Annotated in this window: 3 protein-coding genes; 2 read left to right on the top strand and 1 reads right to left on the bottom strand. The window is 70.0% G+C overall.

Annotated elements, in window-relative coordinates; all coding sequences use genetic code 11:
• Window positions 1-259: 259 nt before the first annotated feature.
• Window positions 260-805 (top strand): hypothetical protein, encoded by a 546-nt coding sequence (locus tag R3A49_14330; protein ID MEZ5171898.1) that lies wholly within the window; start codon window positions 260-262, stop codon window positions 803-805.
• A complete protein-coding gene (locus tag R3A49_14325) occupies window positions 798-3,314 on the top strand; it encodes a LuxR C-terminal-related transcriptional regulator (GenBank protein ID MEZ5171897.1) in 2,517 nt (838 codons plus the stop codon). Before R3A49_14330 ends, R3A49_14325 begins: the two co-directional genes overlap by 8 nt.
• A 49-nt stretch (window positions 3,315-3,363) precedes the next feature.
• Here the strand turns inward: R3A49_14325 and R3A49_14320 are convergent, their stop codons facing one another.
• The gene (locus R3A49_14320; GenBank protein MEZ5171896.1) at window positions 3,364-13,704 is read right to left on the bottom strand and encodes a right-handed parallel beta-helix repeat-containing protein; all 10,341 of its coding nucleotides are present in this window, start codon (window positions 13,702-13,704) and stop codon (window positions 3,364-3,366) included.
• Between the last annotated feature and the right edge of the window lie 56 nt (window positions 13,705-13,760).

Genomic DNA, 13,760 nt, shown 5'->3' with positions numbered 1-13,760 from the left:
TTCGGGTTATGAGCCCGATGAGCTACCGAACTGCTCCACCGCGACACACCACGCAAGCGTTCCGATGTCGCCGTCGACGATCGGGTGTTCAGCCTGTCGAGGCGGGGTCTGCGCCCCAGGCAGCGTCACCCCAAGGCATTCTGACGTGCTCGCGGGTTGTCGGGATCCCCAATGTGTGCCATCCACCCGACGAGTCACGTTGTGCTCACGTTACGTGACCGGTACACTCCGCCCCACCTCTCCGCGTAGGGGGTCAGACATGACGCGGTGGCGCGATCGGGAGCACGACCAGCCGCTCATCTACGTCGACGACCCCTGCGGACCGGACCGGCTGCTCGAAGCAGGCTTCAGGGTGGTCGCCGGCATCGACCTGCCCGACCGGCCGTTCGACGTCTCCGACGCCCGGGTCGCATGCGTGGAGTCGGTTCGCGATACGGGTGAGGGCGTGCGATGTGTGCTCGCCGCCACTCGGGGTGCTTCGCTCGCCATCAACGTGCGCCTCGGCGCACACGACCGGGAGGCTCTGCTCGACGAGCTGGCCGGCATCGGCCACGTGATCGACGGAAGCGCGGAGAGCACCGCGCAGCCATCCGAGACGAGGCCCTCCTGGGCGCCACTACTCGACGAGATGGCTGCGGGCGACAGCGTGGCCGGCGCCGCTCGCAAGGTCGGCGTTTCCCGTCGAACGGCGTACCGGCTGCTCGAAGCAGCGCGCGACGCCCTCGGGGTCGACACGAACACGTCCGCAATCGTGACTCACGTCCGAACCGAGGGCGCACGGGCCTCGGGCGAACGCGGTGTCTGAGGAGCCCGTCGACACACCCTCGGGGCTGGTCGGCCGAGGATCGGAGCTCGAGTATCTCGCCACTGCGCTCGACGAGCACCGCCCGGTCGTCGTGGTCGGGCGAGCCGGTATCGGCAAGACGAGCCTCGCGCGTGCCGCCGCTTGGGTCGCACAACTCCCCCTCTTCGAGGGCGGCGGACTCGCGTCGCTCCCCTGGATGTCGTACCTGCCGCTCGAACGCGCGCTGGGTGGTGTCCCGCGCGGTGACCCCGAGGCGGTAGCGGGCGCTGTCTGCGAGGAAGTCGCCGAAGGGGTCCTCTGCGTCGACGACCTGCAATGGGCGGATCCCGCCACGCTGGGCGTGCTGCCCCGCATCGTCGAGCGCACACGGGTGATTCTCATCGTGCGGAGCGGGGAGGTCCGCAGCATGCAGGTCCGCGAGATCGCACAGCGGACGGGCGCGACGGAACTCGAGATCGCCGGCCTCGACGAGCACACGGCCCGGCAGCTGGTTCAGCACCTCGCCCCTGAGATCGGAGACGACCGCCGACGGGAGATCGTTCGCGCAAGTCACGGCAACCCACTCCTCATCGAGCAACTCAGCGCGACCAGCGACGCGGTCGACCTCCCCGACTCGGTGTGGGAACGCTTCAACTTGCTCCCTCCTTCAGCTCGCGATGCGATGGCCAGGCTCGCGCTCCTGGGACGTCCCGCATCCCGCGATGAACTCGGCAACGGCGTCGAACACCTCGATACCAGCCCGCTCGTTTCCGTCTCCGGCACCCGCTACCAGCCAGTGCACGAGGTTGTCGCCTCCGAGGTGGTGGCGCTCCTCGAACCCGAGCGAATGCGAGGCATCCATGCTGCTCTGGCCGAGCAGCTCCCGACCGCTGAGGCCGCCCGGCACGTCGCGGCGGCCGGCGACACGGCCGGAGCCGCGACGCTTGCGCTGCGAGCGGCGAGCGAGACGTGTGACCCGATCGAGAGGGCGCAGCACCTCTTGTACGGGCGCGATCTCGGCTGCGACGCCGACCCCGACGTGCTGCTGCTGGACGCGGTCGACGGATTCCTCGCAGGAGGGATCTACGAACCGGTCGAGTCGTGCCTCGATCAGGTCGCCGGCACGTCAGCGGAGATTCGGGCCGAGGTCGCGCTCCGGTGGGCTCGCCTCCACTGGCGACGCGCCGAGCCCGAAGACGCCGCGGCCGAGATCGCGCGCGGGCTCGACCTCGTCGATGACCGCGATCTTCCGGTCACCGTCAGGCTCGAGATCGAGGCGACTCGCTACCCGGTCCGTGTCCAATACGACGCCGACCGGGCACACGACGCCGCCGAACGTGCGTGGGCGCACGCCAACGAGCTCGGCGTGGAGAAGGCCGCAGCACGCGTCGCGCTCGGAATGGCCCACCTCGTCGCCGGCGACGACGCGTGGCGTGAGCACTACGCGGCCGCGATGGAACTCGCCCGGTCGTCAGGAGACGATGAGACCCTGTTCGAGGCCGGGAACGGGCTGGCGGCGGCAGAGCTTCTCAACGGTGATCGACGCGTGGCCCGTTCCCTCGCCGACGATCTCGCGAAGAAGGCGCGACAGCGGCGACAGCGCCAATGGGAGCTGCAGTTCCTGATCCTGAGAAGTCTGCTGGATCTCCTCTTCGGCGACCATGAGCGCGCCGTCCAGACGGGGCGCACGATCGTCTCCCCGTACCTGACCGTCGCAACCCACCTCGCCTACGCGACCTACGGCCTGGCCCTCGCGGACCGGGGCGACTTCGGCAGCGCCCGCGACGTGCTTGCCGAAGGGGTGGCCCTTCCGATCGGTGACGACTCGGGGCGGGCGCTCGTCGAGTGGGCACTCGGCGAGACGACGTGGCTCGTCGGCGACGGCAACGCAGCGCTCGAACACCTCGAGCGCAGCATCCGGCTCACAACCGAGAACGACCCCTTGCGGCCGCTCGCCCTCGCGACCCTCGCGTGGGTTCAGTACGAAACCGGACGAGAAGTCACGGACGCGTGCGCCACCGGGTGGGAGTTCAGCCGGATCGTGTCCTCAGAGGTCGAGGGCCTCCAGCAGCTTCGTGCCTGCTCACCGATCGAAGCCTTACGCCGATTCGACACCGCTGCGACGCTCGCGGCGGACTACCCGCGTTTCGCGCTCCGCAGCCGACTGGGGAGGGGCCTGGCGCTCCGGGCTGCCGGCCACCAGGCGGAGGCGTGCCGTGGGCTCGGGGCGCTCGTCCGCGAGGCAGACGAACGGGGGCTCCACGGTCTGGCCGGGCGCGTACGCGCCACCACCCCGGAGCTCGAGCACCGGCACACCGCGACGCCGACGGGACTCAGCGACCGTCAGGAAGTCGTGCTCCGACTGGTGGCCACCGGCTTGACCACGAAAGAAGTCGCCGAGCGTCTCGAACTCTCCCCCGACACGGTCGACACCCACGTGACGGCCGCAGTGCAGCGCCTGGGGGCTCGCAACCGTCGCCACGCTGCCTCGATGCTCTACTCCAGGGAGTCACCCAACCCCCGGCCCTAGCGGGTTGCGCGACGTCCGCCGCTGCCCGGTGTGCGCTTTCCCGAAGGAACTACCGGTTCTCGCAGCGGAGCAGGAAGTCCCAGCCGGCGCCGCCGGAACACGTGTCCCTGTGCGGGCCGCCGTTGAGGTAGTCCCACCCGGGTCCGCCGCTCAGCTCGTCCCTGCCTCTGTTGCCGTAGAGCTCGTCCCAACCGTTACCGCCGCTGATGGTGTCGTCGCCGTTGCCGCCCCGGAGGTTGTCGTTCCCGCCGTTGCCGGTGATCACGTCGTCCCCGGCGCCGCCGCGGATCTCGTCGGCGTGGTTGTTCCCGTACAGCCTGTCGTCGGCGCCACCACCGCGGATCTCGTCTTCGCCCCGGCCACCCCAGATCGTGTCCTCGCCCTGGCGTCCGTTGATCTCGTCGTCGCCGAGGGCGCCCCAGATGTTGTTCCACGACGGGTTGCCGAAGAGCTCGTCGTCGTACGGCGAACCGTAGAGGTCCTCGACCTCGATGATCGTGTCCCTCCCCCACCCGGTGTCCTGCGGACCGCTCACCGCCAAGTCGACCGTGACGCCTCCGTCGGCGTCGGTGTAGCTGACGCGGTCACCGCGCTGGTCGCCGTCGGTGTCGTCCTCGTTGCCGCCGTCGAGCACGTCGTCGCCGGCTCCTCCGCGCAACACGTCGTCGTCGTCACCGCCCGCGAGCTGGTCGTTGCCGGCGTTGCCCCGCAGCGAGTCGTCGCCCTGCGCGCCGCCGACGATGTCGTCGTCGGCGTTGCCGCGCACGTCGTCGTCGCCGTCGTCCCCGTAGAGCGTGTCGGCGCCCCTGTTGCCGTCGACACGGTCGTCGCCCTGCCCACCGCGCACGAGGTCGTCGCCTCCACGTGCGCGGATTCGGTCGTCACCGAGCGCTCCCCAGATCTCGTTGGCCGCGCCGTCACCGGTGAGCTCGTCGTCGTGGTCGGAGCCGAAGAGATCCTCGATTCCGGTGATCGTCTCCATCCCCCAGCCGGTTGACTGCTCGGTGCTCAGACGCAGGTCGACGGTGACCCCGTTGGTCGCGTCGGCGTAGGTCGCCCGATCCCCGCCGGGCCCGTGGGCACCACCGTCGAGTGTGTCGTTGCCCGAGCCGCCGCGCAGCACGTCGTCGTCGGCCTCGCCGGCGAGGTCGTCGTCGCCCGTCCCACCCCGCAGCGTGTCGTCGCCCGCGCCGCCGAGCACGAGGTCGTCGCCACCGCCGCCGTCGAGCGTGTCGTCGCCCCCAAGGCCGCACAGCACCTCGTCGGCCGCTGTACCGGTGTGGTTGTCGGGTCCGTCGGTGCCGACCCACACGTCGTCGAACGTGATCGTCACCGTGGCGATGTTCGAGTCGAGCACTCCGTCGTTCGCCCGGTACGTGAAGGTCACCTCACCGACGCAGGTTTCCGCAGCGGGCGGTTCGTAGGTGAAGCTGCCGTCGCTCCCCAACGTCAGGTCGCCGTGGGCGACGTCGTCGACCAGCACAGCTGTCAGGTCGTCGCCATCGGGATCGTGGTCGTTGTCGAGCACGCCCGGAGCGCCGATCGTCAGGGTCCCGCCCACCACGGCCGTGGTGTACTCGTCGTCCTCCGCCAGCGGCGGCTGCGGCTCCGGCTCGTCCACCGCGCCACACGGCCCGAATTCGGAGGTGCTCCCGTCGGGGTTGGTCGCCGTCGCGACCAGAGTCGATGCGTCGGACACGTCGGCGACGTCGAGGGTGATCGTCGCCGTGCCCGTGCCGTCGGGGTCGAGGGTGAGTGCTCCGTCGCCGAGGAGGCGGGCGCCCTCGCCGTGCTCCGAGGGGTCGCAGACCGGGCTGTCGTACACGTGGATCGCGTACGTCGGGTCGCCGTAGGAGGCGTCACTCTCGAGCGACACCTCGACCTCGAGTCCCGAGCCCGTGTCGATGAGTTGCTCCACGGTCGGGAAGTTCTGGAGGTCGTTCGACCCGCCGTCGGCATCGTCGGCGTCGTTGGGGGTCATGCCGTCGGCGTCGAGATCGATGCCGAGCCCGCCGTTGCCGTCGATGGAGTTGGCGGTGACCGCCACGCCGGTGGCACCCTCGACGATCTCGACCCCGGCGCCGCCGTTGTCGGTGATCGTGTTGCCCGAGACCTCGGCCGCACGCTTCGCCAGGACGCCCCTGTCGGTGTTGTGGCGGATCACGTTGTCGGTCACGCTGGGTGCCGAGCCGGTGCCCTCGAGGCCGACTCCGGTGTCGTTCGGCGCGGGCGTGCCCGAGCCGTCGACGCCGACCCGGTTGTGGGACACCACCGTCCCCTCGGAAGTGTTGACCGTCTCAACACCGGTGGTTCCGTTGCCGATCACGTTCCCCGTAGTGGGCGCGCCGCCGACGACGGTCCCGATCGAGGTACCGACATAGACGCCGCCGGAGCCGTTGCCGAGCGCCGCCCCACTCGACGAGAAGCCGACCGTGTTGCCCTCCACCCGCACGTCCTCCGCGCCCGAGGCGACGGTCACCGCCCAGAGATCGTTCCCGGCCAGGAGGTTGTCGTCCCCGATGAGCGTGCGATCCGCGTTCTCCACGGAGACTCCGTACTGGTTCGGCAGGGCGGCGAGGCCGTCGGCGGTCGTGCCGATGCGGTTGCCGGACACGACCGCGTCGTCGGCTCCCTGGTCGATCCGGATCCCGCGATCCGTGTTCCCCGAGATCACGTTGTTGGCCACGGTGTTGCCGTCACCGCCCTGGAGGCGCACGCCGTGCTGGCCGTTGGGCGCCGCTGTCGTCCCGTCGAGGGTGCCGGCCCACGTGCAGTGGACCAGGTTGTTGCCACCCTGTAGCCACACGCCGAACCAGGGGAAGTTGCCGATCGCGAGCCCGCGGATCTCGCTGCCCGCTCCAGCGCCCGTGACCCTCAGGCCTGAGCCCGATCCGCTGAGCGCGGACCCGTCGAGGCGCACGACGGGGCCCGCCTCGCAGGACGTGAAGTCGGGCTCGGTCGTGGCGTCGATCACCACCGGCGCCGTGATGTCGGGAAGCGGCGAGTCGACCGCGATCGTGTGCGGCCCTGCGCCCGGGATGTCGAACTCGACGCGGCCCCCGCCGCCGTTGACCTGTTCGATGGCCTCACGCAGGGTGCAGCCGGTGCCGTCGTCGGTGGTGGAGTTCACCGTGACCAGCGGCCCGGGCGTGCACTCGGCGGGCCCGGGCACCGCTCCGATCCCCAGCTCCCACAGGCTGGCGCTGGAGGTGAGCACCGTGAGGGAGACGTCGCCGTCGGGGAGGTCTTCCCGCGCGGAGACACACGGGTCGGGGTCGGCCGTGCCCGGTGTCCCCGTGCAGTCGGCGACCGGGATGCCATTGCGCAGCACGACCACGTCGGCCGCGGTCGTGCCGGCCGGGAGCAGCGAGGCGTCGACGGCGAACGTCAGCTCGAGCGGGTCGGCGACCGACGCCATGGGCGCAACAATCGACACGCGCCAGCCGAACAGCTGGAAGCCCTCGTTCGACGACTCGGCGCCCGGGGCCTCCTCGATCTGGATCTGGCCTGCGACGGGCGAGACGACGGTGGTCTCCACGGGATCGGAGCTGGTGGCGCCGTCGCCCTCGAGGTCGGTCGTCGCCGAGCCGCCCGCCGGAACGGACTGGTCGATCGCCTCGCCGAGATCGCCGGTCGACACAGTGCCGATCACCAGGCTGTGATTCACGCCGGCGGCGGCCTGCTGGGCACCGGTGACGCCGACAACCCGGGTCGGGCTCAGGTGCCGGACCGTCCCGCCGGTTCCCAACTGACCGTAGTGGTTGTGCCCCCACGCCCACACATCACCGTCGCCGTCCACCGCCAACGAGTGGTTGGCACCCGCAGCGACCGCCACCACACTCGACAGGCCCGACACCGGCACCGGCGACGTCCGCTGCGTCGTCGACCCGTCACCCAACTGGCCCGACGTGTTGTTCCCCCACGCCCAGACGTCGCCATTGCCGTCCACGGCCAAAGAGTGGTGGGCACCCGCAGCCAGGTCGGTGGTGATGCTCGGGTCATCGATCGCGTAGGCCACGGGCCGGTACACGAGCGACGCGTTGCCGAGCTCTCCGGAGGAGTTCTTCCCCCAGCCCCACACGCCACCGTCACCGTCCACCGCCAACGAGTGGTCGGCGCCCGCAGCCACCGCCACCACGCCCGAGAGGCCCGGCACCTGCACCGGCGACAACCGATCCGTCGTCGACCCGTCACCCAACTGGCCGTAGAGGTTTCTCCCCCAGGCCCACACGTCACCGTTGCTGTCCACCGCCAACGAGTGGGAGTCGCCCCCCTCGACCCCCGCCACGCCCGACAGCCCCGGCACCCTCAGAGGCGCGACCACCCGAGATGCCGTCGACCCGTCACCCACCTGGCCGTAGCCGTTGTTCCCCCACGCCCACACGTCACCAGTGCCGTCCACCGCCAGCGAGTGGAGCCTGCCGGCGGCCACCGACCCGACCTCCGACAGCCCCGGCACCTGCACCGGCGACAACCGCTGCGTCGTCGACCCGTCACCCACCGCGCCGTATCCGTTGTACCCCCACGCCCACACGTCACCATTGCCATCCACCGCCAACGAGTGGTAGCCGCCCCCCGCGACCGACACGATCCCCGACAGCCCCGACACCTGCACCGGCGACGTCCGATCCGTCGTGGACCCGTCACCCAGTTGGCCGTGGGGGTTCCACCCCCAGGCCCACACGTCACCGTCGCCGTCCACCGCCAACGAATGGTTGCCGCCCGCGCCGATCGCCACGATCCCCGACAGGCCCGGCACCTGCACGGGCGACGTGACCCTCGACGCCGTCGACCCGTCACCCACCTGGCCCTGGGTGCTGTTCCCCCAGGCCCACACGTCCCCGTTCTCGTCCACCGCCAGCGAATGACGATCGCCGACGGCCACGGCCACCACGCCCGACAGCCCCGGCACCTGCACCGGCGACAACCGCTGCGTCAGTGACCCGTCACCCAACTGGCCGTACCGGTTGGACCCCCACGCCCACACGCCACCGTTCTCGTCCACCGCCAACGAATGGTCGTAGCCCGCGGCCATCGCCGCCACCCCCGACAGGCCCGATACCGCCAGCGGTTCGACCGTCGACGGCACATAGCCGTCGCCCAGAGCTCCGAGGAGCGCGTCGCCGAACGACGCCGCCGGCCCCGACGGGAGGTTTCCGCTCAGCGGGTCGGTGCCGTTGGCCACCTCGGCGCCGTCGCCGATCCCGTCGTCGTCGGTGTCCGGGTCGAGGGGGTCGGTGCCGTGTGTGATCTCCTCACCGTCGGTCAGGCCGTCGCTGTCGGAGTCCGGGTCCAGCGGGTCGGTGCCATTGGCCACCTCGTCACCGTCCAGAACACCGTCGTCATCCGAATCGGGATCCGACGGATCCGTCCCGGCCAACACCTCGGCGCCGTCATCCAGACCGTCGTCATCGGAGTCGGGATCCAACGGATCGGTCCCGGCCAACGCCTCCTCACCATCGGTGAGGCCGTCGTCATCGGAGTCGGCGTCGAGCGGATCGGTTCCGAGGGTCGCCTCCTCGCCATCGGTGAGACCGTCGTCGTCGCTGTCGGCATCCAGAGGATCCGTCCCGGCCGTGACCTCGGCGCCGTCGTCGACGCCGTCGTCGTCGGTGTCGGCGTCGAATGGGTCGGTGCCGAGCAACACCTCCTCGGCATCGGTGAGGCCGTCACCGTCACTGTCGGCCGAGTCGATGGTGAGAAGCAGCGTGTCGCTGTCGTTGCCGGACACCGGGTCGCCGGTGGCCGCCGAAACCGTGGCGGTCGGCCCGTAGGTCCCCGCCGTGGTCGCCACCGCGCTCACGTCGGTCTGGAGCGTGCCGTCCTGGATCACCTCGTCGACCGTGCAGGTCACCACCCCAGCGCCGGCGGAGCCGTCGTGGACACACTCCGGGGCAGTGGCCTGCACGAACTCCATCTCCGACGGCAGCGTGATCGTGAGCACGACGTCGCGAGCGACATCGGGACCGTTGCTCGTCGTACCCGACGTCCAGGTGACGGTGTCACCCTCTACCGCCCCGTTCAACACGTAGTCATCCGACTCCAACTGCCACACGAACAGATCCACCGTCGCGTCGGCGACGAGTGGATCCGACCCGTTCGCCACCTCGTCGCCATCCGAGATCCCGTCGTCGTCGCTGTCTGCATCCAACGGATCCGTCCCGAGCAACGCCTCCTCACCATCCGTGAGACCGTCGTCGTCGCTGTCGGCATCCAGCGGATCGGTCCCGGCGGTCACCTCATCGCCGTCGAGCACACCGTCATCATCCGAATCGGGATCCAACGGATCCGTTCCCGCCACACCCTCGACACCGTCGGTCAACCCGTCATCGTCGCTGTCGGCATCCAGTGGATCGGTACCGTTCGCGATCTCCTCGCCGTCGAGCGCACCGTCGGCGTCGCTGTCAGCATCCAACGGATCCGTTCCCGCCAACACCTCGGCGCCGTCGTCCAGGCCGTCGTCGTCACTGTCCGCGTCCAGCGGGTCGGTTCCGAGGGTCGCCTCCTCACCATCGGACAGGCCGTCGCCGTCCGAGTCGCCGCCGAGCGGATCGGTGCCCGCAGTCACCTCGTCACCATCCGACACACCGTCGTCGTCGGTGTCGGCGTCGAGGGGATCGGTCCCGAGGGTCGCCTCCTCACCGTCCGTCAGGCCGTCGTCGTCGGTGTCGGCATCCAGAGGATCGGTCCCGTTCGCGATCTCCTCGCCGTCGAGCACACCGTCATCATCGGAGTCGTCGTCCAACGGATCCGTTCCGGCCAACACCTCCGCGCCGTCATCGAGACCGTCGTCATCGGAGTCAGCGTCGAGCGGGTCGGTTCCGAGTATCGCCTCCTCACCATCGGTCAACCCGTCGTCGTCGCTGTCGGCGTCCAACGGATCGGTCCCGGCGGTCACCTCGTCACCGTCGAGCACACCGTCATCATCCGAATCGGGATCCAACGGATTCGTCCCCGCCACACCCTCGACACCGTCGGTCAACCCGTCATCGTCACTGTCGGCATCCAGTGGATCGGTCCCATTCGTGACCTCGTCACCGTCGAGCACACCGTCATCGTCAGAGTCGTCGTCCAACGGATCCGTTCCCGCCAACATCTCGGCGCCGTCATCCAGACCGTCGTCATCGGAGTCAGCGTCCAGCGGATCGGTCCCGGCCACATCCTCCTCGCCGTCGGTCAACCCGTCGTCGTCGCTGTCGGCATCCAGAGGATCGGTCCCCAGGGATGCCTCCTCGCCATCGCTCAGCCCGTCGTCGTCCGAGTCGGCGTCCAACGGATCCGTGCCATTGGTGACCTCGACGCCATCGTCGACGCCGTCGTCATCGGAGTCGGCATCGTTCGGATCCGTGCCGAGCAACGCCTCCTCGGCGTCGGTCAGACCGTCGCCATCGGAGTCGGGCGAGCCGATCGCGAGGCACGCCGAGAACTCGGAGCTGTCTCCGGAAGCGTCGTCGACGGCCACCGCGGTCATCTGGTCGCCGAGCGGCGCGCCGATGGCTTGCGTCGAGCTGAAGCCGACGATGCCGGTTCCGTCGGTCGTGACTGACAGGTCGGTGAAGAAGGTGCCGCCCTCGCCATGGCCCGACGGGTCGCACGCCGTCGAGGTGAAGAGCTCGATTGTGTAGCTCGTGTTCGGCTCGGCCTCGAGCGTGCCCTCGACCGTCGTGGTGGTCGCTCCGTCGCTCTCCACCGACGTCAGCTCAGGGAAGTTCAGGAGGTCGTTGGCGCCCGAGTCCGTGTCGCCCGCGTCGTTGGCGGTCACACCGTCGTCACCCAGGTCGATCCCGAGATCGCCGTTCCCGTCGATCGAGTTGCGCTCGAATCGGTTGGCCGTTCCCGTCGCGACGACGATGCCGTCACCGCTGTTGTTCGAGATCGTGTTCGACCGGACGGTGTTGCCGGACGCGCTGATGGAGATGCCGTCGGCGTTGGGGCGCGGGAGGGTGCCACCAGCGTCGATGCCCACGTCGTTGCCCTCGACGATGTTGCCGGTGGCAGTGCCGGCGATCGAGATACCGGCGCCGCTGTTGCCGGAGACGACGTTCGCCTCTCCTGGGGCGACCCCGCCGACCTGGGCGTTCTCCGCTCCGGGCCACAGGGCGATGCCATCGCGGTTCGCCGAAACGGTCGTACCGTCGGCCCCGAGACCGACCGTGTTGCCGACAATGGTGACGCCAGACGTGGTCTGGCCCGCGTTGGCGGCGACGACGATGCCGTCGAACGTGCTGCCGGCCACGACGTTGCCCTCACCGCCAGCCGCTCCCCCGACTCGAGTGCCGACGGACTCGTCGACGTAGACACCCCAGTTGTTGCCGACCGCGCTGGTACCGGCCGCGTTCACACCCACATGGTTCCCGATGATCACGGTCTGGGCCGCGTCGTTGGTGACGCTCACACCGCGGTTGGAGTTACCCGAGATGACGTTCTCGGGCCCGACGGTTGTGTCGACCGACCCCCGAACGTGAACGCCGATTCCGTTGGGAACAGCGACGTTCCCGGTCGGCGTCGTACCGATGAGGTTGTTCTCGATCGTGTTGCCGGTGGACGGTGCGTTGGCCACGGAGACGCCCGTCGCCGTGTTGCCCGAGATGATGTTGCGGTCGTCGAACGTCGGACCGCCGATCACGTTGTCGGAGGAGTTCCCGACGAAGACGCCGAAGGCGTTCGGAGCGGCGGCGAGGCCCGCGTGGTTCGTGCCGAGGTGGTTGCACGTGACGGTGTTGCCGTCGGATTCCAGCTGGATCCCGGCGATCGGAAAGTTGCCGATGGCCAGACCGTGGATCGTCGACGAGCCACCACCGATGGTGAGGCCGTTCGCGGTGCCCGAGCCGACGCTCGCGCCGTCGAGCATCACGACCTTGGACGAGCCGCAGGTGGCCCATCCCGGCTGGGTCGACCCGTCGATCACCACCGGGTCGGTGGTCGTGGGAAGCGGCGAGGTCGGTGTCACCGTCCACGGGAAGCTGCCGGGCAGGTCGAAGCCGATGGTCTGGGTGCCCGCCGTGGCGTTCGACAGGTCGATCGCCTCGCGGATCGTGCAGCCGTTGCCGTCGTCCGCACCGGAGTTGACCGTGATGACGTCGACGTCGACGGAGCAGTCGGACGCGGGGACATCGGTGACGGTCACGTCGAAGGACCCGGTCGCTGTGTTGCCGGCCGAGTCGGTCGCGGTGCATTCGACGGTGGTCGTCCCGACGGCGAACAGCGATCCCGACGCCGGTGTGCAGTCGACCGGGAGGTCGCCGTCCTCGTCGTCGGTGGCGGTCGCGTCGAAGTCGACGACGGCGCCGTCCGGGCCGTCGGCCTCGACGGAGACGTCGTCGGGCAGCGAGAGGACCGGCACGGCGTCGACCTGCCACATGACCGCCCTGGGCGGGGCGCCCGCGCCCGAAGCCTCGCCGACGACGACGTCCTGGTCGTTGAGGCCGCGAGCGGTGCTCCACGGCCGACCCGGAAGACCCGGGAGTGCGACCACGGTGCCCGATTCCCAGATCACCGCACGCGACTCGGGGTTCGTCATGTCGCCGCTCTCACCGACGGTTCGACCGGCCTGGTTGATCGCCCTGGCCTGGCTGAGCGTGTGGCCGGGGAGCTCGCCGAGCGGCGTCGTCGACCCTCCCTGCCAGGCGACCGCGGTCAGCTGGCCAGGGCCCGACTGCACGCCGACGACGACGCCCGCGTCGTTGATCGCGTGCGCGGCACCCGGATCGAGCGCCGTCGGCGTGCCCCCGTTCCAGACGGCGGCGGCTTGGTTTGCGGCGCCCTGGTCGTACCAGCCGACGACCGTACCGGTCGTGTTGACGTCCAACGCCTCCGAGCTGCCGAACGGGTCACCACCGGTTGGGTGCAGATCCGTCAACGACCCCCCGTCCCAGACCACCGCGTGCTCAACCAGGCCCGAGAAGTTGTTGGACCCGACGATCACACCCGCGTCGTTGATCCCGCTCGCGCTTCCGCTGTCGAACGTGTCGAGCAGCTCGAGGGCGGTCATCGTGCCGTCGGGCGCCTCGGCGGTCCGCTCCCACAGGAAGGGCTCGATCTCGCCCGATGCCGCGGTGCTCCAGCCGACGACCTGGCCGCTCGCGTTGATCGCCGCCGCTGTGCTCGACGAGTTTCCCGGGTCGGCGCCGGGGAGAATGCCGAGGTCGGTCACGGTGCCGTCTTCCCAGAGGAACGCCCGGTACTGGCCGCCGGGAAGCAGGCGCTCGCCCACCACCTGCCCGGCGTCGTTCACGTCATTCGCTGTCGAGCCGTCGCCCAGGCCGAGGTCGACCGCCACCCAGGTGGGTTCGGCGCCCGCAGGGGCGGGCGCCGAGGGCCCCACCGGAGCAGCTGTTACCGAGGCCAGCGCGACCATCGTGACGACCACACAACGCGCCACCCGTGCCACGACGTCCTCCCAACCCGGCTACCGCGAACACTCGCAGGGAGCCGTGGCGACGGCAT

The organism is Acidimicrobiia bacterium (assembly GCA_041394025.1).
Classification (GTDB): domain Bacteria; phylum Actinomycetota; class Acidimicrobiia; order IMCC26256; family JAOSJL01; genus JAOSJL01.
This window is presented reverse-complemented; position numbering and strand designations above follow the sequence as displayed.

Excerpts from the sequence above, each read along its gene's own strand:
- R3A49_14330 (MEZ5171898.1), top strand. The coding sequence starts at position 260 with ATGACGCGGTGGCGCGATCGGGAGCACGACCAGCCGCTCATCTACGTC.